Raw genomic sequence first — 24,546 nt, forward strand, 5'->3', positions numbered from 1 at the left:
TTCATCAAGGAAGCACCTTGCGGCGTTTGATGAGGGCGTATTTTAAAACCCCGGGTCGCGAGAGACGTCCCAAAAACCCGACTCGCGACTGCGACTTACCACGATGTGGGCTAGTCCCCGATGCTGCCGGTCACTGCGCTTGCACCGTCAGACGCTGCAGCAGACACCCCACCGCCTGCTGGTACTGCGCCGCCATCGCCTGCACCTGCAAGGGATCACCGCGTGCCGCCACCAAGGCCAAACCACTGCCGTGGGCGTGGTCGACGAGGATATCGCGCCACAACACGGGGTGCTCCGTCATCGTGGCCAGCAGCGCCGTCAGGCGATCGGTGATCTCACGAGTCACGCCCGCAAATGCTTGCGGTGCCGAGAAAATGGCCAATGTCAGTTGCGGGTGCTTGCCGATGGCCATGTGGTAACGGATCAGCAAAGCGGTGATCGCGAGCAGCGGGTCCGACGGCGGGTCTGGCGGCGCCAGCACATCGGCATAGACCCGGTCCGACAGCGCGCGCAGCAGTTCCTCATGCGTTCCGACATGCCGGTACAAGCTCATGGCCGTCACACCCAGTCGCTTGGCCAGGGCACGCATCGTCAAGCCTTGTCCGCCACATTCGTCCAGCAAGGCCAGCGCCGCCGCCAGAATGGCGTCACCTGAGACACCTGAGCCCTGGGCTGGACGCCCACGCGGGCGCGTCATACAACGACCCGATAGGTCGACTGCACCAGACCCGAAGCGAAGCCGAGGGATGAGACCAGCCTCAAGTCGATATCGCCTGCCAGCGGACCGAACAGCGGCCGTCCCGCACCAATCAACACCGGCACGGTGGTGATCACCATATCGGCGACCAAGCCTTCACGCAGGAAGGACTGCAGCAACTGTCCACCATCCAGATACACGCGCCGTACGCCTTGCCGCGCCAGCTCCTCCATGACCGCTTTGGGCGCCAGCCCGGAAAAGCGCAGCTTGCCCTCCAAGGCATCAGGCACCGCCGTGCCAGCCAGTTGGCGGGACAGCACCAAGACCGGCTGCTCATAGGGCCAGGCGCCGAAGGTGAGCACCTTCTCATAACAACCGCGACCCATGACGATCATGTCCTTGTCCGCGATGAAGGCAGCGTAGCCGTGGTCCTCGGCAGGGTCGTCGCGTTGCAGCAACCATTCGATGTCGCCATCGGCGCGGGCGATGAAACCGTCCAGGCTGGCAGCGATGAAAACATGTGCAGTGGTCATGCCCGCTCCAAAATATACGTAGTATATTATTTGCATGAACCAGTGCCACAGCCCAATAGCCCTTTGATGGCCCTTTGATGTTTGATGGCCCTTTGATCGTTCTTGACCGTCTTTGCATGCTGCCTATGGTTTGCACCTGCCGGCCGATGCCCCGCGCCGCTACGGCACACCGCAGGCGATGCGGCATCATCGCGGCCACATGAGCAAGCCCTCCCCTCCTCCCGCGCCAGCCCGGACGCGGACGCAGACGCCGCCCGACCTGCTGCGTCGCTTGCTGCGCGCCAAGGACCGCATGGACACCGCCTCACAGGAGCCCTGGTCCGTCGCGCGGCTGGCGCGCGTCAGCGGTGTGTCCGAGACCCATTTCGCGCACGCCTTCCGCGAGGCCTTCGGCCTGCCGCCCCATCGCTACCTGCTCACGCGCCGCATCGAACGGGCCCTGACGCTGCTGCGTGACACCGAGCTGCCGATCACCGAGATCGGCTTCCAGACCGGCTGGGAAAGCCTGGGCAGTTTCGGCCGAGCCTTCCGCGACATCACGGGCCTGAGCCCGAGCGCGGCGCGGCTCCAGGTGCGAACCGACATGGACGCGCTGGCCATGGTGCCCGCCTGCTTTCTCAGCGCGGCGCAACGGCCCCATCTTGAAATCGCAGTTTCGGAGAAGCGCCGCCGGCAGGCCACCGGTATAAACCGCGCCTGATCACAACCAAGAAAGGAAACGGCCATGAGCCCAGGTGTTGAAGTCGTCGGACTCTACGTGCGGGATCAGGATGAAGCGCTAGCCTTCTACGTCGACCAACTCGGTTTTCGCGTCCACACGGACGCGCGCAATGGCGATTACCGCTGGCTCACGGTCCAGTTCCCCGATCAACCGTCCTTCCAGCTCGGACTGTTCCTGCCAGGTCCGCCGGTGCACGACGCGGCAACGGCCCAGGCCCTGCAGGCCCTGGTCGCCAAAGGCGCGATGCCCCCGTTGGTGCTGACCGTGGAGAACTGCCGTGCCGCCCATGCGCGCATGCAGGCACGCGGCGTGGAATTCACGCAGGAACCGGTGGAACGCTACGGCAGCGTGGATGCGAGCTTTCGCGACCCGTCCGGCAATGGCTGGAAGCTGGTCCAGGCACGCGGATGAACAAGAGAAAAGCAAAGGAAAACGCCATGAACTGGAACCACGGCATCCGCCAATTCCACCGCTGGGTGTCCCTCATCTTCACCCTCACGGTCATCGCCAACTTTGCCGCCATGGCCCTGAACGCCGGGCAGGCGCCGACGTGGATCGTCTACGCGCCGCTGCCGCCGCTTTTCCTGCTGCTGTTCAGCGGGCTGTACCTGTTCGTGCGGCCTTACCTGAGCCGGCGCGGCGGCCAGACGGGCTGAGGACCAGGGTGTTCAGATCGCGACCAGTTTCCTGACGCCCTCGGCTTCCATATTGCCGCCCAGGCCGGCGGCGATCACGGCACCGCGTTCCATGACCACGTAGTCATCGGCCAGTTCCTCGGCGAAGTCGTAGTACTGCTCCACGAGCAATATCGCCATGTCGCCGCGGTCGGCCAGCATGCGGATGACACGGCCGATGTCCTTGATGATGCTGGGCTGGATGCCCTCGGTGGGTTCATCGAGCACCAGCAATTTGGGCTTGGCTGCGAGCGCGCGGGCGATGGCGAGTTGCTGCTGCTGCCCGCCCGAGAGGTCACCGCCGCGCCGCCCCAACATTTGCTTGAGCACGGGAAACAGCTCGTAGAGTTCGGCAGGGATGGGCGTGCCGCCCGGCTTGCTCGCCAGCCCCATGCGCAGGTTCTCCTCCACCGTCAGCCGCATGAAAATTTCGCGGCCCTGGGGCACGAAACCAATGCCGGCGCGGGCGCGCTCGTAGGGCGTGGTTTTGTGGATGTCCCTGCCCTCGAACTCGATGCTGCCGTTCTTGATCGGCACCAGACCCATCAACGATTTCAGCAGCGTGGTCTTGCCCACGCCATTGCGGCCCAGGACGACCGTGACTTTGCCGAGGCTGGCGCTCAGGCTCACGTCGCGCAGGATGTGGGAGCCGCCGTAGTACTGGTTGATGTTCTTGACGTTCAGCATGGGCGGATCCCTTGTGGTCCTTGGGCGTGCGATTGCGATGCGGCTTGCCTCGCGAAGACTGCCTGTCGAACGGTGCCCCCAGCCGGGCCCGATTGCGCCGGCCGCTGTGCGGCTGCCCTGCGATGCTCGGACGGCCGGTCCATCGCGTAACTCGCTGCATTCGCTGCGCTCACTCCGCTCAAACAGACGCGATGAGTCAGAGAACGAAGCACGCGCGACTGCGCACGTGCCGACCGGCCACCCTGCGCTTCTCGGCGGCGCAGACGGGCCCGGCTGGGGGCACCGTTCGACAGGCTCGGTGGCGTGCAGCGAGCAACAACGAACCCGACAAGTCGCAACAAAGTCCGCTCTCCGCACGCCACCCCCGTCACCGCAACGCGGCAGGGCCTGTGTTGCGCAGCGAATTGACGCGGCCGAGCAGCGCAGCGGCGGGCGGAAGAAGGGGCGCGCCGTGTCTGAGCGCAGCGAGTTGGCGCGTCCCCCGCCCGCCGCGAGCAGCGCAGGGCAGTCGCGCAGCGACCCGCGTCATTTGAGCGGAGCCACACAGGCCTTGCCGCGTTGCCCTGCAACTGACGCAAATCACGCGCCATCAACGGAGATCTGAACTTCTCACCGTCCAAGGTACACCTCGATCACCCGTTCATCCGCCTGCACCTGCTCCAGCGTCCCCTGGGCCAGCACGGAGCCATCGCAGAGCACGGTCACGATGTCGCTGATGGTCTTGATGAAGCTCATGTCGTGCTCCACCACCATCAGCGAATGCTTGCCCTTGAGCGTCAGAAACAGCTCGGCCGTGCGGGCGGTTTCCTCGTCGGTCATGCCGGCCACGGGCTCGTCCAGCAGGAGCAGCTTGGGGTCTTGCATCAACAGCATGCCGATTTCCAGCCACTGCTTCTGCCCGTGACTCAGATTGCCCGCCTGACGGCCCACGCTGTCGGCCAGGTGGATGGTGTGCAGCATGTCGGCGAGCCGGTCGGCCTGCGCGGAATCCAGCTTGAAGAAGATGGACGATTTCACGCTCTTGTCCATCTTCAGCGCCAGTTCCAGGTTCTCGAACACCGTGAGCTGCTCGAACACCGTGGGCTTCTGGAACTTGCGGCCGATGCCCAGTTGCGCGATCTGCGGCTCGCTGTAGCGCAGCAGGTCGATGGTGGAGCCGAAAAACACCGTGCCCTCGTCGGGCCGCGTCTTGCCGGTGATGATGTCCATCATCGTCGTCTTGCCCGCGCCATTGGGACCGATGATGCAGCGCAGTTCACCGGGCGCGATGTCCAGGCTGAGCTTGTTGATGGCCTTGAAACCATCGAAGCTCACGCTCACATCCTCCAGGTAGAGGATGCGGCCGTGCGTCACGTCCACTTCGCCAGTCTTCAGCAGGCGGCCATAGCTGGCCTGCTGCCCGCCGGCTTCGGTGTTCTGGCGCGCGGTCTCGCGCTGGGCCTGGGCGCGCTGCGCGCCTTGTTCGAGCAGATCGGGCGTCATGCTTTAGGACTCCCCCGGAATTTTTTCCACAGCCGCTTGACCAGCCCCACGATGCCGTCGGGCAAGAACAGCGTGACCAGGATGAACAGGCCACCCAGGAAGTAAAGCCAGAAGGCGGGGAAGGCCGCGGTCAGCCAGCTCTTGGCGCCGTTGACCACGAAGGCGCCGACGATGGGGCCGATCAGCGTCGCGCGCCCGCCCACCGCCGCCCAGATCGCGATCTCGATGCTGTTGGCCGGGCTCATCTCACCTGGGTTGATGATGCCAACCTGGGGCACGTAGAGCGCGCCTGCGATGCCGCACATCACCGCCGACAGCGTCCAGATCGTGAGCTTGTAGCCCAAGGGGTTGTAGCCTGAAAACATGACACGACTCTCGGCATCGCGGATGGCTTGCAGCACCCGGCCGAACTTGGCGTTCATCAGCCAGCGCCCGAGCAGGAAGAAAGCCAGCAGCGTCAGCCCCGTGAGCATGAACAGCGTCATGCGCATGCCCTGCCCGATCGGAATGTCGAGGATGCGCTTGAAGTCCGTGAAACCGTTGTTGCCGCCGAAACCCGTTTCGTTGCGGAAGAAGAGCAACATGGCGGCGAAAGTCAGCGCCTGCGTGATGATGGAAAAGTACACGCCCTTGATGCGCGAACGGAAGGCGAAGTAGCCGAAGACGAAGGCGATCAGCCCCGGCACCAGCACGATCAGGATCAGCGTGGCGACGAAGCTGTCACTCAGGGCCCAGTGCCAGGGGAATTCCTTCCAGTTCAGGAACACCATGAAGTCGGGCATGTCGCTCTTGTACTGGCCGTCGCGCCCGATCTGGCGCATCAGGTACATGCCCATCATGTAGCCGCCGAGCGCGAAGAACAGGCCGTGGCCCAGAGACAAAATGCCGGTGTAGCCCCAGATCAAATCCATGGCCAGCGCGCAGATGGCGTAGCACATGATGCGCCCGAGCAAGGCCACCGTGTAGTTGCTCATGTGGAACACATGGCCCTCGGGCACCAGCAGGTTGAGCACGGGCGCCAGCACAAGCACCGCGATCAGTGCCGCGAGGAAGGCCGTCCAGCCGCGCCGATTCAGCAGGGGCGCGGCGGCGGGAAGCGTCAGGGGAGTCGTCGTCATGTCGGGCGGTGCCTCAGTCCACCGATCGCCCTTTGAGGGCGAAGATGCCTTGCGGGCGTTTCTGAATGAAGGCGATGATGAAGACCAGCACCATGATCTTGGCCAGCACCGCGCCCTGCCAGCCTTCGAGCAGCTTGTTGACGAGACCCAGGCCCAGCGCGGCGTAGACCGTGCCCGCGAGCTGGCCCACGCCCCCCAGCACCACGACCATGAAGGAATCGACGATGTAGCCCTGGCCGAGATCCGGGCCGACGTTGCCGACCTGCGACAGCGCGCAGCCCGCCAGCCCCGCCACGCCCGAACCCAGCGCAAAGGCGTAGGTGTCCACCCGTGCCGTGTTCACACCCATGCAGGAGGCGATCGGACGGTTCTGCGTCACGCCCCGCACGAACAGGCCCAAGCGAGTGCGGCTGATCAGCAAGGCCATGCCCACCAGCACCGCAAACGCGAACGCGATGATGACCAGGCGGTTGTAGGGCAGGGTGAGGTTGGACAGCACCTGCCAGCCGCCGCTCATCCAGGCCGGGTTTTCCACGGCCACGTTTTGCGCGCCAAAGAGGGAACGCACGGCCTGCATCAGCACCAGGCTGATGCCCCAGGTGGCCAGCAAGGTTTCGAGCGGGCGGCCATAGAGAAAGCGGATCACACCGCGCTCCAGCGCCGCACCCACCAGGGCGGAGGCGAGGAAGGCCACCGGCACGGCCGCGACCAGGTACCAGTCGAAGGCACCGGGCAGGTAACTGCGGAACAGCCCCTGCACCACGTACGTGGCGTAGGCGCCGATCATGATGAGCTCGCCGTGCGCCATGTTGATGACGCCCATCAGCCCATAGGTGATGGCCAGGCCCAGCGCGGCCAGCAGCAGGATGCTGCCCAGGCTGATGCCGGTGAAGAGCACACCCGCGCGCTCGCCCCAGGCCAGGTGATCCTCGATGGCGCGCTGGGCGGCCTGGATCGCGGCCTTGACCCGGGCGTCTTCCTCGCTGGCGAGCTGTTGGCCCAGCAACTGTCGCGTGGCGGGCGTGCGGTAAGCCGACAGAAGCTGCACCGCCGCGTAACGCTGCGCGGGCTCGGTGCTGGACAGCAGAATTGCGGCACGCGCCAAATCAAGCTGCTCGCGCACGGTGGCGTCTTTTTCGGCGGCCAGGGCCTTGTCGATCAGCGGCAGGCGTGTGGCGTCCGGCTCGGTCGCCAAGGCCTGGGCCGCCGCCCTGCGCGCCGTCACGTCCGGACCAAACAGCTGCAAGGCCGCCAGCGCGCTGGCGATCTCGCCCCGCATGCGGTTGTTGTTGACCACGTCCTCCGCATCCTCGGGCAAGGCCAAGGGCAGGCCCGTGGCCGGGTCTTCACCCTTCCATTCGCCCTCGACCTCGCGCACGAGGATGGCCTTGCCTTCGTGCACCTTGACCCTGTCGTCGACCAAGGCCTGCAGCAAAGCCGCCAGGCGCTCGTCGGGTGTTTGCACCGCCTGCTGCATGGCCGTGATGCGGTCGCTTGAATCACCAACCACGATGGCCTGCGCCTGCTCGGGCGTGAGCGCCTGAGCCGGAACCGCGCTCAACAGCGCGGCGAATGACAGCAAAAATTTATTCAGCATCGCAAGGAATCTCTAGCGTGAGCAGGATGAGTCCAACTCACGCTGCAAATCCCGCACCAGGAAGAGCCGATGGCCGCCTTGGCGGCAGGCCCGTTCGAGGGCGCGCCGCGCCGGGCCGCCCCAAGCGGCCGCGCCGTCCCCCTGGGGGGATGGCGGCCCGCCAGGGCCGACTCAGGGGGATTACATTTTCGTCTTGCCGTCCGGCTCGTCCTTCTTGCCCTTGTTCTCGGGGATGTAGGGGCTCCAGGGTTGGGCCTTGACCGGGCCGGGCGTCTTCCACACCACGTTGAACTGACCATCGGCCTTGACTTCACCGATGAACACGCTCTTGTGCAGGTGGTGGTTCTTCTCGTCCATCTTGGACGTGATGCCCGAGGGCGCCTTGAAGGTCTGGCCGGCCATGGCCTTGATCACCGCATCCACGTCCGTGGTCTTGGCCTTCTCGACGGCCTGCTTCCACATATTGATGCCGATGTAGGTGGCTTCCATCGGGTCATTGGTCAGCGGCTTGTCCTTGTGGCCGGGGATGCTCTTGGCCTTGGCGTAGGTGGCCCACTTCTTGGTGAACTCGGTGTTGGCCGGACTCTTGATGCTCATGAAGTAATTCCAGGCGGCCAGGTGCCCCACCAGCGGCTTGGTGTCCACGCCGCGCAGTTCTTCCTCGCCGACCGAGAAGGCAACGACCGGTACGTCCGTGGCCTTCAGGCCTGCGTTGCCCAGTTCCTTGTAGAAGGGCACGTTGGAGTCGCCGTTGATGGTGGAAACCACGGCCGTCTTCTTGCCAGCAGAGGCGAACTTCTTGATGTTGGCGATGATGGTCTGGTAGTCGGCATGGCCAAAGGGCGTGTACTCCTCCATGATGTCTTCGTCCTTGATGCCCTTGCTGTGCAGGAAGGAGCGCAGGATCTTGTTCGTCGTGCGGGGGTAGACGTAGTCCGTGCCCAGCAGCACGAAACGCTTGGCGGAACCACCGTCCTTGCTCATCAGGTATTCCACGGCGGGAATGGCCTGCTGGTTCGGCGCCGCGCCCGTGTAGAACACGTTCTTGGACAGCTCTTCACCTTCGTACTGCACGGGGTAGAACAGCAGGCCGTTGAGTTCTTCCACGACCGGCAGCACCGACTTGCGCGACACCGAGGTCCAGCAGCCGAAGATCACCGAAACCTTGTCTTGCGTGAGCAGTTGCTTGGTCTTTTCGGCGAACAGCGGCCAGTTGGAAGCCGGGTCCACGATCACGGGTTCGAGCTTCTTGCCCAGCACGCCACCCTTGGCGTTGATTTCATCAATGGCCATCAGCACGGTGTCTTTCAACACCGTCTCGGAAATCGCCATGGTGCCCGACAGGCTGTGCAGCACGCCGACCTTGATGGTGTCGGCGGCCTGGGCAGACAAGCCCGTCAGGCCGAAGGTGGACACGGTGGCAGCCGCAGCCAGCGCCTTGAGGGTGAAACGACGTTGGGATTTCATGGGGGAGGACTCCGTTCGATGAGGGAAGGTGGGTGGGAAGAAAGCAAGGCCACTGTAAAAAAGGCGACCCGGCGCAGGAATACGCCGGACGGCGTACGGCCCGACCTCGGGTCTGCGCGCAGCCTGCGACGACTCGGCCGCCAGCGCCAGGCGCAGGCGGCAGCCCCGAAACCCAGGGCAAACCCCTAGCTTCATCCTTGCCAATATGGTTGCGCGCGCAACCATAGGCACGCTACAGTGCCCTTGCCGGCTCGGACGGCGCCAACCAGACCAGGAGACAAGACCATGCGCATCCCCACTTCCCCCCTGATTTCCACCCCTCGCCGCCGCCTGATCGCGAGTGGCCTGGCCGCCACCCTGGTGTCCGCCGGCCTGCTGGCCTCGGCCCCCGCTGCGGCCCAGAATTACCCCAGCAAGCCCATCGAATGGGTGGTGCCCTACCCGGCCGGCGGGGGCACCGACGTGCTGGCCCGCACCCTGGCCGAAGCCATGAGCCGCACGCTGGGCCAGCCCATCGTCATCAACAACAAGCCGGGCGCGGCCACCAGCATTGGCGCCGCCTACGTCGCCGAAGCCAAGGCGGACGGTTACACCCTGCTGTCGGCCGACACGGCTACGCTGGCGGCCAATCCCTTCCTCTACCGCAAGCTGCCCTATGACGCCGAGAAAAGCTTCGCGCCCATCGGCCTGACGGTGCGCTTTCCGCTGATCCTGGCCGTCAACCCTCAAGTGCCCGCTAAGGACCTGAAGGAGTTCACGGCCTGGGCCAAGACCCAGCAGTCCGGACAGAACGGCGCCAACTACGGTTCGCCGGGCGCGGGCAGCCCGCACCACCTCGCCACCGCGCTGTTCGGCCAGCAGACCCAGCTCACGCTGACGCATGTGCCCTACCGCGGCGCGGCGCCTGCCATCCAGGACGTGGTCGGTGGCCAGATTCCCTTCATGTTCGTGGACACGGCCGCCGGCAAGGCCTTCCTGGAAACCGGCAAGCTGCGGCCCATCGGCGTGGCCAGCGCGCGCCGCGTGCGCGGCTTCAACACCATCCCCACGCTGAACGAGCAAGGTCTCAAGGGCTTCGAGGCTTACGCCTGGCAAGGCGTGGTGGTGCCCGCCGGCACGCCCGCTCCCGTGGTGGCCAAGCTGCACAAGGCCTTGCACGACGCCTTCAACGACGACAACGTCAAGGCCCGCCTGATCGCTCTGGGCCTGGAGGCCATTCCGAGCACGCCCGAGGAAATGGCCAAGTACGCCGCGGCCGAACGCGCCAAGTGGGGGCCGGTCATCAAGGCCGCCAACATCACCGTGGAGTGAGTGTGTCCCAGGCGCCCGCGCCCCTGCCGCTGGAACGGACCTTCACCTACCGGCTGCATCTGCTGCACAAGGTGAGCGATCTGGAGACCCAGCAGCGGTACCCCGGGGCGGTCGGGCTCTCCCTGAGCGATGGCCGTTGCCTGACCGCCATCGGCCGTTTCGAGTCACTGTCCGTCAAGGATCTGGCGCGCTACGCCAACCTGAACAAAAGCCAGGCCAGCCGCGCCGCGCAGGCCCTGGTGACGCAAGGGCTGGTCAGCAAGCGCGACAGCCAGGAGGATGGCCGGGGCGTGACGCTGGCGCTGACCGCTGCGGGCCGCAAGGCCTGCGCGCGCGCCATGCATCTGGTGCACGAGCGCAACGCGGAAATCGTCGGCTGCCTGACGCCCGCCGAGCAGGCCCAGTTGAGCGCGCTGCTCGACCGGCTGGTCGCGCACAACCAGCAATTGGCGCTCGCCCATGGCTCGGCCGCCCCCGACGGGCCGGACGGTGAAGCCGCGACACAAGCGCTCTGAGCCACCAGCGCCTATCTCACTCACCATCGTCGTCCACTCTTTCCACGCCACGAGGAGTTCCTCATGAAGATATCCAAGATCCACCATGTCGCCTACCGCTGCAAGGACGCCAAGCAGACCGTGGAGTGGTACCAGAAGTACCTGAACATGGACTTCCAGCTCGCCTTCGCCGAGGACTACGTGCCGTCCACCAAGGCGCACGACCCCTACATGCACATCTTCCTCGACGCCGGCGGTGGCAACGTGCTCGCCTTCTTCGAGCTGCCCACCCAGCCCGAGATGGGCCGTGACGAGAACACCCCCGCCTGGGTTCAGCACATCGCCTTCAAGGTGGACAGCCTGGACACCCTGGAAGAAGTAAAGGCCCGCCTGCAGGCCGATGGCATCGAGGTTGTGGGCGTCACCGATCACACCTTGTTCAAGTCCATCTATTTCTTCGATCCCAACGGCCACCGCCTTGAACTCGCCGTGGACACCAGCACGCCCGAATTGAACCGGCGCGCGGCCGAGGTGAAGTGGGACATGCTCAACGAATGGGCCCAGACCAAACGCGCGCCCAAGCATGCCGCCTGGATGCATTCGCTGGAACTGGCGGATGCGAAATAAGGCGCTGCGCGCAACAAACCCCAACCACCATGACCCGCACACGTCCGCCCCAACTCAATGAAACCCACGACCCTGCGCTGCGCAGCTGGGTCGTGTCCGCCAACCCGAGCCCCGCTGTTGAAGCCACCGACACGGCGCCGGCCCAGGCCGCCACGGTCAGCGACTTTCCCCTCCAGAACCTGCCCTACGCCATCTTCCGTCGCAGCCACACGGATGCGCGGTTCCGCGCTGGCGTCGCCATTGGCGACCAGGTGCTCGATCTGGCAGCCCACGCGGTGCACCAGGCACTGAAGCTGGACGCGGGCACTGCGGCCGCGCTCATGCTCAGCCGTGAGGATGCGGCCCTCAACGCGCTGATGGCGCTCGGTCCCGCCGCCTGGTCCGCCCTGCGCCTGGCCCTCTCTCGCGGGCTGCGCGCCGAGGCACCGCACGCGGTGCAGGCCGTGCTGCAGGCCCACCTGACGCCCCAGGCCGAAGTGGAATACGCCTTGCCCGCCCACATCGGCGACTACACGGACTTCTACACCTCCATCCACCACGCCACCAACGTCGGCCGACTCTTCCGCCCGGACAACCCGCTGCTACCCAACTACAAGTGGGTGCCCATCGGCTACCACGGACGCAGCAGCAGCATCGGCGTGTCAGGCCAGCAGTTCCGCCGTCCCAGGGGCCAGTTGATGGCGCCCGGCGCCGACCCCGCCACGGCCAGCCCCACGCTCGCGCCCACGCAGCGGCTGGACATCGAGCTGGAACTCGGCATCTTCATCGGCCAGGGCAATGCGCTCGGTGAACCGGTACCCCTGGTCGACGCCGAGGACCACGTGTTCGGCCTGTGTCTGCTCAATGACTGGTCAGCTCGGGACATGCAGGCCTGGGAATACCAGCCGCTCGGCCCCTTCCTCGCCAAGAACTTCGCCACCACGATCTCGCCCTGGATCGTCACGCTGGAAGCTCTGGCCCCCTACCGCACGGCCTTCACGCGCCCGGCGAGCGACCCACAGCCCCTGCCCTACCTGGACAGCGCCGCCAACCGCGAAGCTGGCGCCTTCGACATCCAGTTGGAAGTGCTGATCCAGACCGGCCGCATGCGCCAGGCCGGCCAGCCGGCCCACCGTATCGTGCGCACCAGCTACCGCCACGCCTACTGGACCTTGGCGCAACTGGTCACCCACCACACGGTGGGGGGCTGCAATCTGCAGCCTGGCGACCTGTTCGGCAGTGGCACCCTGTCCGGCCCCACGCCCGAGGAAGCCGGCGCGCTGCTGGAGCTGACCCGGGGCGGCAAGCAGCCGCTGAGCCTGCCCGATGGCGAACAGCGCACCTTCCTCCATGACGGAGACAGCGTGACGCTGCATGGTTATTGTGAGAAAGCGGGCGCGGCGCGCATCGGCTTCGGGGATTGCACGGGCACGGTGCTGCCCGCGAAGGCCTGAGCACAGGCACCGTGGCCAAACCGGCCCCAGCCTGGTGAGCGCCCCCCGCTCAGGCGAACAAGGCCTGCACGTCGATGCTCGAGCGTCGCCCCACCTGGGCGGCGTTGTCACGCAGCCAGTCCCGCGCGTGCTCGCGCCCCTGCGCATGCAGGTATTGCAGAAAAGGGGCGTAAGGCAGCATCTTGCTTTCGCTGCGCGCCAGGCTTTCGAGTTCGCTGCCACCAATCATGTGGAAACGCATGGCGCGCAGGCGACGTTCCAGCTTGGTGTTGAACAACGAGTAGGACGGCAGCGAGGCGAACATGCGCATCTCGCGCATGAAATGGGTGTTGAAGCCCAGTTCGGCAATGCGCGTCTCGATCTCCGCCGCGCTCTGGGGCATGCGGCTGCGGCGCAGGGGGTTGAGCAGCACCAGCAGCACGTCGCTGCTGCGGCAGGCTTGGAACAGTGGGTAGACCGCCGGATTCGCGCTGTAGCCGCCGTCCCAGTAGGGTTCACCTTCAATCACCACCGTGCGGTGGATGCGTGGCAGGCAAGCCGAAGCCAGCAGCACATCCACGTTCAGTTCGTGTTCGCGGAAGACGCGCAGCCGCGCGGTGTTGACCTGGGTCGCGCCGATGAAGAGCTTGAAGGGCGATTGCCGGCGCAGCGCCTCGAAGTCGATCTGCGCAACCAGCAGGTCGCGCAGGGGGTTGAGGTCGAAGGGGTTGATCTGAGCCGGTGAAAACTGGCTGGCCCAGCTGGCCAGCAGACGCCCGGCCGAGCCCAGGCTGACAGCGCCCTGCCCAGGGCTGACCAGGCCAAAACCCAGCGGGTCCACCGTGTGGGCCGGCATTTTCTGGCCCAGTGCAGTCCAGAAGTCAGTCAGCGCCCGGCGCGCGCCCGCGCGGCCCCCGATGCCCTCGGCCTCGCCCTTGAGCCAGCCATCGGCCAGCACCACGGCGTTCACCGCGCCCGCGCTGCTGCCGGACAGTCCCTCGAACTCCAGACCCGACCTGGGTGCATCTGCCGCGGTGTCGGGCCATGGAGACGCCCCTTCCGCCAGCAACGCATCAAGCACACCCCAGGTGTAGGCGCCGTGGGCGCCACCGCCTTGCAGGGCCAGATTCAGGGGGACGGCATGGGTCATGCGGCGCAGTATGGCCCATCCGCCCCCGAGCGCAGGGTTTTGTCATACCCGCTTACGCCTCGGGACGCTCGCGAGCGTCCCGAGGCCGGTCATGGGACCCTTCTTGCAAAAAGGCATGCAACACATATAATAAGCATTGCTTACTAATAATCCCCCTGGATACACGCTCATGGCCCGTTCGCAGGACACCCTCGGTTTTTTGCTGGCAGACGTCATGCGTCAGATGCGTCGCATCTACGCGCAGCGCCTGCAAGGCACGTCCATGACCCTGGCCCAGGCCAAGGTGCTGCTCAACGTGGAGCGCCATCCCGGCGTCCGCCAGGTGGATCTGGCCGAGCTACTGGACATCCAGCCCATCACGCTGGCCCGTCTGATTGATCAGCTCAGCCAGTCCGGCCTGGTGGAGCGCCGCGCCGACCCCCAGGACCGGCGCGCCTACCAGTTGCATCTGCTGCCCGGGGCCACGCCCATCTTGAACACCATCGCGGAAACGGCCGCTGGTGTGCATGCCGAGGCGCTGCAAGGCGTGCCGGCCGCGCAAGCCGCGACCCTGATGACCGTGCTACGCACCGTGCGCGACAACCTCGGCCAGCGCTGACGCCGTCCACCAGTTCCATCCGTCGCCCCCCTTTCTTTCCTTGCCCACAGTTTTCTTTCCTCAAGGTTCACAGCAATGAGTACCGCCACCCCCCTTCCCCCCACTCCCAATGGCGCCCGCCGCCGTCAGCGCCGCTTGCTGCTGATCGCCGTGCCCACCCTGGCCCTGCTGCTCATCGGCGGCCTTTATCTGCACGGCGGCCGCATGGTGGCAACCGACAATGCCTACGTCAAGGCCGACAAGGTGCCCGTGAGCGCCGAAGTGCAAGGCACCGTGCGGCAGGTGCTGGTTCAGGAAAACGAAACCGTCACCGCCGGACAGCCTCTGTTCCGCGTCGATGACGCGCCCTACCAGGTGGCCGTAGCGGGCGCCGAAGCCAGATTGGCCCAGGTGCGCAACGAGCTGGCGGCCACGCGCGCCGCCTTCCGCGAAAAGCAGGCCGAGATCGCGCTGGCGCGTTCGCGCCACCAGTCCGCCTTGCGTGAACAGAAGCGCCAGGCTGACCTGGTCGCCAGCAACTTCGTCTCCGCCGTCCAGTACGACAACGCCCGCGACGCCGCCACCATCGCCCTACAGCAGGTCCAGACGCTGGAGGAAGACCTCAAACGCATCGGTGAAACACTGGGCGGTGGCGAGAACGCGTTGACAGCCCCGATCGACAAACACCCGAACTTCCTGGCCGCCCAGGCCGCGCTGGCCCAGGCCCGCCTGGATCTGGCCCGCGTGGAAGTGCGAGCCTCGCTGCCGGGCACGGTGAACAAGCCGCCCAAGCCCGGCCAGTTCGTGAGCCCGGGCGCGAGCGCGATGGCGCTGGTGGTCAACGGCGAGCCCTGGATTGAGGCCAACTTCCCGGAAACCGACCTGACGCATGTGCAAGCCGGCCAGCCGGTGGTCATCCGCGTGGACACCTACCCCGATGCGGTGTGGCTGGGCAAGGTCGACAGCCTGAGCCCGGCCACGGGTGCCGAGTTCTCGGTGATCCCCGCGCAGAACGCGACCGGCAACTGGGTGAAGATCGCACAACGCGTGCCGGTGCGCATCCGCCTGGAGTCGCTGCGTGCCCACGCCTCCACAAACGCAGCCGCGCCCGAGTTGCGCGCCGGCCTGTCCGCGCACGTCGAGATCGACACCGGTTACCGCCGCCATTTCCTGGGGCTGACGCTCTGAGTCCCGTCGCAAGCATTCCAGAACTTTCCTGATCAGGTGACGAGGCCATGAGCAGCAACACCGCCGCGCTGGACAACGGCGCCGCTACACCCGTCGCCCAGCACCGGGGCCTCATCACCATGTCGGTGATGCTGGCCACCATCATGCAGGCGCTGGACACCACCATCGCCAACGTCGCGCTGCCTCACATGCAGGGTGCCATGGGCGCCACCCAGGATCAGATTTCCTGGGTGCTGACGTCTTACATCGTCGCGGCGGCCATCTTCATGCCGCTGACCGGCATCCTGTCCGCGCGGCTCGGCCGCAAGCGTGTCTTCCTCTGGTCGGTCGCGGGTTTCACCATCGCCTCCATGCTGTGCGGCGCGGCGCAGAACCTCACGCAGATCGTGCTGTTCCGCATGCTGCAAGGTGTCTTCGGCGCCGCCCTGGTGCCGCTGTCGCAGACCGTGCTGCTCGACACCTACCCGCGCGAGAAGCACGGCTCGGCCATGGCCATGTGGGGCGTGGGCGTGATGGTCGGCCCCATCCTCGGCCCTGCCCTGGGCGGCTGGCTGACCGAGTACTACAGCTGGCGCTGGGTGTTCTACATCAACCTGCCCTTCGGCATCCTGGCCTGGCTGGGCATTGCGGGCTACGTGCGCGAGACGCCACTGGACCGGCGCCGCTTCGACCTGCTGGGCTTCCTGCTGCTGGGCATCGGCATCGGTGCCCTGCAGATGATGCTGGACCGCGGGGAATCGCAGGACTGGTTCGCCAGCCCCGAAATCGTGGTGGAGACCCTGCTGATGGGGTTTGCCTTCTACCTCTTCATCACGCACATGCTCACGCACGAGCACCCTTTCCTGGAGCCAGGCATGTTCCGGGACCGCAACTTCAGCGTCGGCCTGATCTTCATCTTCATCGTCGGCATCATCCTGCTGGCGACCATGGCGCTGCTGCCGCCTTTCCTGTCCAATCTCATGGGCTACCCCGTCATCGACGTGGGCTTGGTGCTGGCACCACGCGGCCTGGGCACCATGGCGGCCATGGTCATCGTTGGCAAGTTGTCGGGCAAGGTGGACCCACGCAAACTCATCGTGCTGGGCCTGTCGCTCACCACCTTCTCGCTGTGGCAAATGACGCAGTTCAACACCGACATCGGCAATCGCCACCTGATCGTCTCGGGCGTCATTCAGGGCTTTGGCCTGGGCTTCATCTTCGTGCCCCTGTCGACCGTGACCTTCGCCACCATCGCACCGCGCTGGCGCAGTGACGCCACCTCGCTTTTCAGCCTGATGCGCAACATCGGCAGCAGCATCGGCATCTCGGTAGTCACCACCTACCTGGCCCAGCGCGCCCAAGCCAACCACGCAGCCTTCGCGGGTTACATCAACCCCTGGAGCCTGCCGCTGCAGCAGGCCGCGCAGAGCGGGGGCATCAACCTGTCCAGCGCGTCGGGCCTGTCCACCCTCAACAGCCTGGTCACCCGAGAAGCGGCCGTGCTGGCCTACCTGCAGGATTTCCGCCTGATGATGTGGGTGACCGTCGCGGCCCTGCCCCTGGTGCTGCTGCTCAGCCGCCCCGCACCCGCGCCCAAGGGCGATGCGGCGCACGCGGCGGTGATGGAATAGGCACGGCGGGCACAACCGCCCGCCTCGCCAACCCGGTGAGTCAGGCCGCCGATTCCGGTGCGTGGCGAGCCATGTGCACCTGATGCAGCGTGATCTTGCGCACCTCGGCCTGGCTGGTCTCGATGTGGGCGCGCAGCAGCAGCACGGCCTGGTCACCCCGCTTGCGCTGGATGGCGCCCAGGATCTTGGCGTGCTCCTCGTAGGTCGCGTCGATGCGCGCGGGCTTGGTGAAATCCAGCCGGCGGATGATGCGGATGCGCTCGGTCACGTCCCGATGCACGCGTGCCATCTCCGCATTGCCGGCCGCGGCCACCAGGCTTGCGTGGAATTCTTCGTCCCACTGCGCGACCTGGCGGATGTCGCCGCTGCGCTGGTCGGTCGGCACCAGCCAGACGGCATTCAGCACCTCCAAACTGGCCTTGTCCACCTTCGGGTCGTCGCCGCACAGGCGCTGCACGGCCGCTGTCTCGATGACCATGCGCAGGTCATAGAGCTGCTCGAACTTCACGAAGTCGAAGGGCAACACACGCCAGCCATTGCGGAACAGCACCTCGACCAAGCCTTCCTGCTGCAGGCGCAGCAAGGCCTCGCGCACGGGCGTGCGCGAGACACCGAGGCGTTCACTGATTTCGTTTTCGGTGAAGCGGTCGCCCGGCACCAGCCTGAAATCGGCCACGTCGCGCTTGAGTTGCTCATAAACCCGTTCGGAACGCGAGGGCGGCTGGGGCGTGGCGCGACGCGCGGGGCGACGGGTGACGGAGGTGGGCATGGGCATGAAGTAGGCGCAGGGCCTACTTTAGCGCAGCCAGCAACGCCTCGCTTCTCGCCGTCCAGCCGACGATGGCGCCCTGGGCGCGGATCATCTCCAGGGTCGCGGCCTTGAAGGCCGGGAAATAACTCTCGGTGCAGTCCTCCAGCACCAGGCTGTCGTACCCGCGGTCATTGGCCTCGCGCATCGAGGTCTGCACGCAGACCTCGGTGGTCACGCCCATGAAGATCAGGTGGGTCACGCCGCGCGCCTGCAGTTTGCCATGCAGGCCCGTGGCCCAGAACATGCCCTTGCCGGGCTTATCGATCACCAGTTCACCGGGAGCCGGCGCGAGCGCATCGATGATCTGGTTGCCCGGCTCGCCCGCAACCAGGATGCGCCCCATGGGGCCCACGTCACCGATGCGCAGGCTCGGATTGCCGCGCTGGCGCTTGGCCGGCGGGCAGTCGGAAAGATCCGGCTGGTGGGCCTCGCGCGTGTGCAGCACCAGGCCGCCCGTGCGGCGCCAGGCGGCCAACACCGCGCGGCAAGCGGGAACGATGGCGGCCAGCAGGGACACGTCGTTGCCCAGGGTCTCGCCGAAACCGCCAGGTTCGATGAAATCACGCTGCATGTCGATGAGAACCAGCGCGGTCGCGCGCGGATCGCATTCATAGGGAAAAGGTTGGGCGTTGATGTGCATGGTCGGCCTCGTTGTCCTTTCACGTTCAGGGCGTGCGGCTCACGCCATTGCGTTCAGTCGGTCCAGTTCAACTCATCCCGCTCAAGCCATCCAACTCACGTGCGCAGCCACCACGCGCCAACCTTCGGGCGTGCGCAGCCAGGTCTGGCTTTGGCGCCCCGTGCGGTCCACGCCTGGGCGCCGGAACTCGACGTTAGCGGTCGCGCAGTCGCGCCCGTAGCTGGTGATGACCGTGCGCAGCAGTTCACGTGCTCCGGGTGCGGGACGCGCATTGCGGAAAGCGCGGATGGCGCTGATACCGTAGAGGTTTTCACCCGCGCCGTAGCGCAGCGTGTGCGGGCTATCCCAGAACAGCTCGTCCAGCACGGCGGTGTCGTTGGCCGCCAGCGCGGCTTCGTAGCGCTCGAAAGCGACCGTCACCTCGGCCAGTACCTCAGGCAGGTTGATCTCCATCACAGCATCGTCTCCTTCAGACAGGCCACACCCGCCTCTTGCAACACATGGGCGGCGCGCAGCGCCAGGTCTTCGCGCCAGGGCGCGGCGACGATCTGCACACCGATCGGAAGATTCCCCGCTTCCCCCCCGGGCCACAGCGGCGCAGCCACCACCGGGCAGCCGGCGAAGGACACCGGCTGTGTCAGCAGACCGAGTGAGGGGCGGCAAGGCAGGCGCTCGCCATTGATGTCCAGCCATTCCGTGCCGAGCACGGGGGCCGCGACGGGCGTGGCCGGCGCGAGCAACACATCCCATTGTGCAAACAGCTCGTTCACCTTGTCGCGGTAGACACGGCGGAAACGTTGCGCACGGGTGGTCCAGGCGGCGGGCTGCAAGGCCCCGGCGATGAAGCGATCCACCGACAGGGGTTCGACCTCGTCAGCGCGCTGACGCAGATGTTCGAGATGCAGGCTGCCACCCTCGCTGGCCGTGATGATGAAGGCTGCCGCACGCGCCTCGGCGGCGTCGGGCCAAAGCACCTCGCCGCGCGCGTCCAGCGCGCGGGCCGCAGACAAGACGGCCGCGCGGGCCGGCGCTGTGGCCAGATGCTCGAAGTAGCCACCCAACACCCCGATGCGCAACCCCGCCACGCCCTGCACCAGCGTGGGCAGCACCGCCTGCACCGCGCGGGTATGGCAGCCCGGGTCCTGCGGGTCGGGGTACTGCAGCGTGTCGTAGCACAGCGTCAATCCCTCGACCGAATCAGCGAACGGTCCCAGGTGGTCGATGCTGTGCACGAAGGGGTAGCTGCCACGACGCGAGAGTCGGCCGAAGGTGGGTTTGAGCCCCCAGACGCCGCAAAGCGAGGACGGCACGCGGATCGAGCCATTGGTGTCCGAGCCCAGGCTCAGGTTCACCTGAGCCGCCGCGACCGCCGCACCCGAGCCGCCCGAGGAACCTCCGGCACTGCGACTCAGGTCGTGCGGGTTACGCGTGGGGCCGTGGTGCGAATTCTCGGTGGTGAAACCGTAGGCGTACTCATCCATGTTGAGCGCGCCGACCAGCACCGCGCCCGCGGCCCGCATGCGCTGCACCAGCACGGCGTCGGCGCTCGCGGGCGGATCATCGCGGTTGATCTTCGAGCCCGCGAGCGTCACCTCACCTTCAATGTCGAACAGGTTTTTGACCGCGTAGGGCACACCGGCCAGGGGCGGCAGGCTCTCGCCACGCGCGCGACGCGTGTCAACATCCGCCGCCTCGCGGCGGGCGCGTTCGAAGGTGCGGGCGGTGAAGGCGTTGACGCGGGCGTCCGTGGCCTCGATGCGCGCGATGGCCTGGCCCAGGGCCTCGGTCGCACTGAGCCGTCCCGCGGCGATGGCGGTTGCCAACTCATGGGTTTTCAAGGGCGTCCCCGTCATGCGGCGGCTCCCGGCACGGGCCGCGCGGGGCAGTAAATCTCGGCGGGCTCGTCCTCGACCATGAGTTCCAGGCGCTCCAGCGAGGCCGCGAGCACGGCCGTGCGTTGCAGGTGCCCTGCCACGCGCGCGGCGCGGGCTTCGTCCAGGGGCAGGTCCAGCAGGCGCGCCGAGGCGCGCACATAAGCCAGCATGTCATGGGCCAGCATCTCGTCGTCGCTCACGCCAGGTTCTCCCTCATTCAGCGGCCTGCATAGGGTTGGGCGAGCGCCGTCGGCGCGACCTGGCGACCGACCAGCCCCCCCACGGCCAGCAGCGCCAACACATAGGGCAAGGCGATCAGCAAGGCGCTGGGCACCTGCACGCCCAAGGCAGGCAACTGGAATTGCAAGGCCGTGGCCGCCCCGAACAGACCGCAGGCCAGCAAGGTGCGGCCCAGCTTCCAGTTGCCGAAGATCACTGCCGCGATGGCCAGGTAACCGGCGCCGCTGGTCATGCCTTCGGTGAAGGTGTGGATGTCGCCGATGGACAGGAAACACCCGGCCAGCGCCGACATGAAACCGGTGAACAGCACCGCGCCGTAGCGGATGCGCCGGACCTTGAGCCCCGAGTGGCTGGCTGCCTGCGGCGACATGCCGGCGGCGTGCACGGCCAGGCCCGTGGCGGTGGATCGCATGACCCAGGCGATGCCCACGACCAGCAACAGCGTGGCATACAACAGCCAGGTCTGGGTGAACACATGCTCCCCCAGATAAGGCACGTCGGCCAGCCCCGGCGGTGCCCACTTGTCCAGGCCCGGGATCTCGGCGCGCGAGCGGCTGCCAAACAGGGCGCGGTACCCCAGCGTGGTCGCGCCCAGCATCAGGATGTTGATGCCGATGCCGGTAACGATCTGATTGGCGCGCAGCGTGATGCTCAGAAAGGCCTGCAGCCAGGCAATGGGCAGCACGCATAGCACGCCGAACAGCAGGCCCAGCAGCGGCGAGCCGGTCAACCAGGACGCGGTGGCGCCCGCGAAGGCGCCCGCCAGCATCATGCCCTCGACGCTCATGTTGAGCACGCCGGCGCGCTCGCTCACGTATTCACCAGCGGCGGCGAGCAACAGGGGCGCGGCCAGCCGGATGCTGGAGCCGATGAAGACGGCGGCCAGTTCGGGTTCGATCATGTGCGACCTTTCATGGTTTGCGGGCTTCCATGCGCTGGATGCCCAGGGCCGCACCGGCCAGCGTCACGATGATCAGGCCCTGGATCACCACGACCAGGGCCGTAGGCACCTGCGCCACCATCTCCATATTGATGCCGCCCGAGCGCAAGAAGCCAAACAGCAAGGCTCCGGCGATCACGCCCGGCACCGAACCGCGCGCCAACAAGCCGACCACCAGGCCGTCAAACCCATAGCCCGATGAAAATCCTGCCTTCAGCGTGTACTGCTCACCTTGCAACATGCAGGCACCAGCGAGCCCGCCAAAGGCCCCGGCAGCGCAGAGCACGCCGATCGTGAGCCGATCGATGGGCATGCCGGCGCGCCGCGCGGCGCGAGGGTTCAGGCCTGTGGCCTGCAGTTGCAGACCCAGCACGGTGCGCCGCAGAATGACTGCAACCACGATGCCCAGCACGATGCCCAGCAGCAGGCCCGCGTGCAACGGCATGGACGCGTCCCCCGTCAGCAGCGGCAATTGCGTGGCCTCTGAAATTTCAAGCGACTCCGGCAAGGTGGCCGAACTCGTCATGGGCCGGCGCAGCAGGTTCTCGGACTGCACACTGCCATAGACCATCCAAATCGCGATGAATGACAGGAGCAGCGTCGCGATCACCTCGTTGGTGCCGGCCTTGACCTTGAGCACCCCCGCGATGCCGCCCCAGAGCGCCCCCGCCAAGCAGGCACCCAGCAGGGGCACCACAAAAGACAGGCCCCAGGGCAGACCCGCCACGGGCGCCCAGAGCGCGAAGGCCGTGGCCGCGATACCTCCGACCGCGATCTGGCCCTCTCCCCCGACATTGGTCAGGTTGGCGCGTTCGGCCAGGATGAAACCCAGGCCCACCAACATGAAGACCAGGGCGCGGTTGAGCGAGGCCGCGAGGGCATAGGGCGAGCCCCAGGCACCGTCGGCGAAAGCCGCCACGGCCTCGCCCACCGGCACACCCATCAGGGCGATCAGCAGCGCGCCCATCCCGAAAGCCAGCAACACCGCCACCGCCGACACCAGCAGGGCTGGACTGGGCCGCAAGCGGATCAGCAGGGAGGTCCTCCAGCTCATACCAGCACCTCTTCCTCTTCTCGATGGCCCGCCATCCAGGCACCAATGCGCGCGCGGTCGGCTCCGGCCGTTGCACAACTGCCCATGACACGTCCGCGGTAGAGCACCACGACCCGGTGGGCCACCGCCAGCAGCTCATCCAGCTCGGACGAAATCAGCAACACGCCCACGCCACGCGCCGCGGCGGCGCGAATATGGCCGTAGACGGCCTCGACCGCTCCCACGTCCAGACCGCGCGTCGGCTGCGCAGCCAGCAAGAAACGCAAGGGTTCGAGCGTGAGTTCGCGCGCCAGCACGGCCTTCTGCTGGTTGCCACCCGACAGTCCGCCAAAAGCGACGTCCGGACTGGCCGCGCGCACGTCGAAACGCTGCATCAGGCCCAGCGCCGCGGTGCGCATGGCCGATCGGTCGAGCAGACCGAAGCGGCGGTAGCCACGCAGACGATCCAGCAGCAAGTTCTCTGCGACGCTCATGCCCGTGACGCAGGCCAGGGCATGCCGATCCTCGGGCACGACGCCGCAGCCGGCGCGGGTCAACGCGCGCGGCGTGGCGCGCGTCATCTCCTGCCCGTGAATGAAATACCGGCCTTCGGTCGGTGTCAGCATGCCCGAGAGCACGGCGCCCAATTCACTTTGCCCATTGCCCTCCACGCCCGCGACCGCGACGATCTCGCCGGGTTCAACCAGCAGGGTGAAGTTGTCCAGGCGCAGCACGCCATCGGCGTCGCGCACGGTCAGCCCGTCGGCGTGCAATGCGGCCTCGGGCACGGGCTGGCCCGGCAACCGAGAGACTCGCGCAGGAACCAAGACCTGGGTCACCGCGTCCGGTGTCGGCGTGGCGACGGGCGTTTCCGCTTGCAGCGAACGCTGGATCATCGCATGCACCAGCGCGTCGATCTCGCGCGCGGGTGCTTCCGAGCGCGCCACCACGCGACCCGCACGCAGCACCGTAGCCCGGTGCGCGACCTGCTGGATCTCAGCCAGCTTGTGCGTGACGAGCACAACGCCGCAACCCCGCTGCGCGACGCGCTCGCAGACCGCGAGCAGCGCCTTGATTTCCTCCGGTAGCAGTACGGCCGTGGGCTCGTCCAGCACCAGCAGGCGCGGTTCACGCGCCAGGCATTTGACGATCTCCACCCGCTGACGCTCGCCCACCGACAGATCCTGGATCCGTGCCTGCGGATCCAGTTCCAGGCCGTAACGCTCGCGCATGGCCAGGATGCGCGCCGCGCCAGCCTTGCGGTCGAGCACGCCCCATCTTGCATCGTTCGCCTGCCCCAACAGCAGGTTGTCCAGCACGGTCATGTCGGGCACCAGGCTGAAATGCTGGTGCACCATGGCAATCCCCTGGGCCAACGCGTCGGCGGGCGAACGCGGCTGGTAAGGCGCACCGGCCAAGGTCATGCCACCGGTGTCGGGCTGGTGCACGCCGAAGACCAGGTTGCACAACGTGGACTTGCCGGCGCCGTTCTCGCCCAGCAGGCAGTGAACCTCGCCAGGGTGGAGTTCCAGCGACACCTCGCCCAGCGCCTGCAGCGCACCGAAGCGCTTGGACAGGCCCTCCAAGCGCAGCAGGACCGCGCCGTCGCCATCACGCCCGCCGCCGTACGCCTTGTTCGAGCTGGGCAAACCGGCCTGCATGG

At 66.6% G+C, this 24,546-nt stretch carries 26 protein-coding genes; 10 read left to right on the forward strand and 16 right to left on the reverse strand.

Annotated elements, in window-relative coordinates; translation table 11 throughout:
• Positions 1–130: 130 nt before the first annotated feature.
• Together DW355_RS00260 and DW355_RS00265 are read right to left on the reverse strand one after the other, a co-directional pair.
• A complete protein-coding gene (locus tag DW355_RS00260; RefSeq protein ID WP_131276802.1) occupies positions 131–697 on the reverse strand; it encodes a TetR/AcrR family transcriptional regulator in 567 nt (188 codons plus the stop codon).
• The gene (locus tag DW355_RS00265) at positions 694–1,230 is read right to left on the reverse strand and encodes a dihydrofolate reductase family protein (protein WP_131276805.1); all 537 of its coding nucleotides are present in this window, start codon (positions 1,228–1,230) and stop codon (positions 694–696) included. The genes DW355_RS00260 and DW355_RS00265 overlap by 4 nt, the downstream gene beginning before the upstream one ends.
• Before the next feature lie 199 nt (positions 1,231–1,429).
• On the opposite strand from DW355_RS00265, the gene DW355_RS00270 reads away from it, so the two are divergent.
• The 3 genes from DW355_RS00270 to DW355_RS00280 are packed head-to-tail and all read left to right on the forward strand — an operon-like array spanning position 1,430 to position 2,607.
• Complete coding sequence (locus tag DW355_RS00270; protein ID WP_131276808.1) at positions 1,430–1,930, forward strand: helix-turn-helix transcriptional regulator; 501 nt, start codon at positions 1,430–1,432, stop codon at positions 1,928–1,930.
• Between the two features lie 24 nt (positions 1,931–1,954).
• Entirely contained in the window at positions 1,955–2,362 is a 408-nt protein-coding gene (locus DW355_RS00275; protein WP_131276811.1) for a VOC family protein, read from the forward strand.
• 26 nt (positions 2,363–2,388) lie between these two features.
• A complete protein-coding gene (locus tag DW355_RS00280) occupies positions 2,389–2,607 on the forward strand; it encodes a hypothetical protein (protein ID WP_131276814.1) in 219 nt (72 codons plus the stop codon).
• Between the two features lie 12 nt (positions 2,608–2,619).
• Here DW355_RS00280 and urtE read toward each other — a convergent pair whose 3' ends face one another.
• The 5 genes from urtE to urtA all read right to left on the reverse strand — a co-directional run bounded on the left by urtE (position 2,620) and on the right by urtA (position 8,976).
• Positions 2,620–3,312, reverse strand: coding sequence for an urea ABC transporter ATP-binding subunit UrtE (gene urtE / locus DW355_RS00285; RefSeq protein ID WP_131276817.1), 693 nt, complete (start codon positions 3,310–3,312; stop codon positions 2,620–2,622).
• A gap of 609 nt (positions 3,313–3,921) precedes the next feature.
• Positions 3,922–4,794 carry an urea ABC transporter ATP-binding protein UrtD gene (urtD, locus tag DW355_RS00290; RefSeq protein WP_131276820.1) on the reverse strand — a complete coding sequence of 291 codons (873 nt, stop codon included), beginning with the start codon at positions 4,792–4,794 and terminating at the stop codon, positions 3,922–3,924.
• Entirely contained in the window at positions 4,791–5,912 is a 1,122-nt protein-coding gene (gene urtC, locus DW355_RS00295; protein WP_131276823.1) for an urea ABC transporter permease subunit UrtC, read from the reverse strand. The genes urtD and urtC overlap by 4 nt, the downstream gene beginning before the upstream one ends.
• 13 nt (positions 5,913–5,925) lie before the next feature.
• Positions 5,926–7,509 carry an urea ABC transporter permease subunit UrtB gene (gene urtB, locus DW355_RS00300; protein WP_131276826.1) on the reverse strand — a complete coding sequence of 528 codons (1,584 nt, stop codon included), beginning with the start codon at positions 7,507–7,509 and terminating at the stop codon, positions 5,926–5,928.
• Positions 7,510–7,689: 180 nt separating this feature from the next.
• Positions 7,690–8,976 (reverse strand): urea ABC transporter substrate-binding protein, encoded by a 1,287-nt coding sequence (gene urtA, locus DW355_RS00305; RefSeq protein WP_131276829.1) that lies wholly within the window; start codon positions 8,974–8,976, stop codon positions 7,690–7,692.
• Positions 8,977–9,261: 285 nt separating this feature from the next.
• Between urtA and DW355_RS00310 the strand changes: the two genes are divergently transcribed.
• The 4 genes from DW355_RS00310 (at position 9,262) to fahA (ending at position 12,841) form a co-directional block, all read left to right on the forward strand.
• Positions 9,262–10,287 (forward strand): Bug family tripartite tricarboxylate transporter substrate binding protein, encoded by a 1,026-nt coding sequence (locus tag DW355_RS00310; protein WP_131276832.1) that lies wholly within the window; start codon positions 9,262–9,264, stop codon positions 10,285–10,287.
• Between the two features lie 2 nt (positions 10,288–10,289).
• The gene (locus tag DW355_RS00315; RefSeq protein WP_131276834.1) at positions 10,290–10,802 is read left to right on the forward strand and encodes a MarR family winged helix-turn-helix transcriptional regulator; all 513 of its coding nucleotides are present in this window, start codon (positions 10,290–10,292) and stop codon (positions 10,800–10,802) included.
• 63 nt (positions 10,803–10,865) lie between these two features.
• Positions 10,866–11,408, forward strand: coding sequence for a VOC family protein (locus DW355_RS00320; protein ID WP_131276836.1), 543 nt, complete (start codon positions 10,866–10,868; stop codon positions 11,406–11,408).
• 29 nt (positions 11,409–11,437) lie between these two features.
• Positions 11,438–12,841: a fumarylacetoacetase gene (gene fahA / locus DW355_RS00325; protein WP_131276839.1), complete on the forward strand. Its 1,404-nt coding sequence runs from the start codon at positions 11,438–11,440 to the stop codon at positions 12,839–12,841.
• A gap of 49 nt (positions 12,842–12,890) precedes the next feature.
• On the opposite strand, the gene DW355_RS00330 is transcribed toward fahA, so the two are convergent.
• Positions 12,891–13,970 carry a patatin-like phospholipase family protein gene (locus DW355_RS00330; RefSeq protein WP_131276842.1) on the reverse strand — a complete coding sequence of 360 codons (1,080 nt, stop codon included), beginning with the start codon at positions 13,968–13,970 and terminating at the stop codon, positions 12,891–12,893.
• A gap of 169 nt (positions 13,971–14,139) precedes the next feature.
• Between DW355_RS00330 and DW355_RS00335 the strand changes: the two genes are divergently transcribed.
• The 3 genes from DW355_RS00335 (at position 14,140) to DW355_RS00345 (ending at position 17,345) form a co-directional block, all read left to right on the forward strand.
• Positions 14,140–14,568 (forward strand): MarR family winged helix-turn-helix transcriptional regulator, encoded by a 429-nt coding sequence (locus tag DW355_RS00335; protein WP_131276845.1) that lies wholly within the window; start codon positions 14,140–14,142, stop codon positions 14,566–14,568.
• 75 nt (positions 14,569–14,643) lie between these two features.
• On the forward strand, positions 14,644–15,735 hold the full coding sequence (locus DW355_RS00340; protein WP_131276848.1) for an HlyD family secretion protein: 1,092 nt from the start codon (positions 14,644–14,646) through the stop codon (positions 15,733–15,735).
• A gap of 47 nt (positions 15,736–15,782) precedes the next feature.
• On the forward strand, positions 15,783–17,345 hold the full coding sequence (locus DW355_RS00345) for a DHA2 family efflux MFS transporter permease subunit (RefSeq protein WP_131276851.1): 1,563 nt from the start codon (positions 15,783–15,785) through the stop codon (positions 17,343–17,345).
• A gap of 40 nt (positions 17,346–17,385) precedes the next feature.
• Here DW355_RS00345 and DW355_RS00350 read toward each other — a convergent pair whose 3' ends face one another.
• The 8 genes from DW355_RS00350 to DW355_RS00385 all read right to left on the reverse strand — a co-directional run bounded on the left by DW355_RS00350 (position 17,386) and on the right by DW355_RS00385 (position 24,544).
• Complete coding sequence (locus DW355_RS00350; RefSeq protein ID WP_131276853.1) at positions 17,386–18,120, reverse strand: GntR family transcriptional regulator; 735 nt, start codon at positions 18,118–18,120, stop codon at positions 17,386–17,388.
• Between the two features lie 16 nt (positions 18,121–18,136).
• A complete protein-coding gene (locus DW355_RS00355; RefSeq protein ID WP_131276855.1) occupies positions 18,137–18,796 on the reverse strand; it encodes a cysteine hydrolase family protein in 660 nt (219 codons plus the stop codon).
• Between the two features lie 81 nt (positions 18,797–18,877).
• On the reverse strand, positions 18,878–19,249 hold the full coding sequence (hpxZ, locus tag DW355_RS00360) for an oxalurate catabolism protein HpxZ (protein WP_131276857.1): 372 nt from the start codon (positions 19,247–19,249) through the stop codon (positions 18,878–18,880).
• A complete protein-coding gene (locus DW355_RS00365) occupies positions 19,249–20,649 on the reverse strand; it encodes an AtzE family amidohydrolase (RefSeq protein ID WP_131276860.1) in 1,401 nt (466 codons plus the stop codon). Before DW355_RS00365 ends, hpxZ begins: the two co-directional genes overlap by 1 nt.
• A complete protein-coding gene (locus DW355_RS00370; RefSeq protein ID WP_131276863.1) occupies positions 20,646–20,870 on the reverse strand; it encodes a DUF4089 domain-containing protein in 225 nt (74 codons plus the stop codon). The genes DW355_RS00365 and DW355_RS00370 overlap by 4 nt, the downstream gene beginning before the upstream one ends.
• Before the next feature lie 17 nt (positions 20,871–20,887).
• Positions 20,888–21,811 carry an ABC transporter permease gene (locus DW355_RS00375; RefSeq protein WP_207388051.1) on the reverse strand — a complete coding sequence of 308 codons (924 nt, stop codon included), beginning with the start codon at positions 21,809–21,811 and terminating at the stop codon, positions 20,888–20,890.
• 10 nt (positions 21,812–21,821) lie between these two features.
• Complete coding sequence (locus DW355_RS00380; RefSeq protein ID WP_131276866.1) at positions 21,822–22,904, reverse strand: ABC transporter permease; 1,083 nt, start codon at positions 22,902–22,904, stop codon at positions 21,822–21,824.
• Positions 22,901–24,544: an ABC transporter ATP-binding protein gene (locus DW355_RS00385; protein WP_207388052.1), complete on the reverse strand. Its 1,644-nt coding sequence runs from the start codon at positions 24,542–24,544 to the stop codon at positions 22,901–22,903. Before DW355_RS00385 ends, DW355_RS00380 begins: the two co-directional genes overlap by 4 nt.
• Positions 24,545–24,546 lie beyond the last annotated feature (2 nt).

The sequence above is a fragment of the Hylemonella gracilis genome, assembly GCF_004328645.1.
Classification (GTDB): Bacteria; Pseudomonadota; Gammaproteobacteria; order Burkholderiales; family Burkholderiaceae_C; genus Hylemonella; species Hylemonella gracilis_B.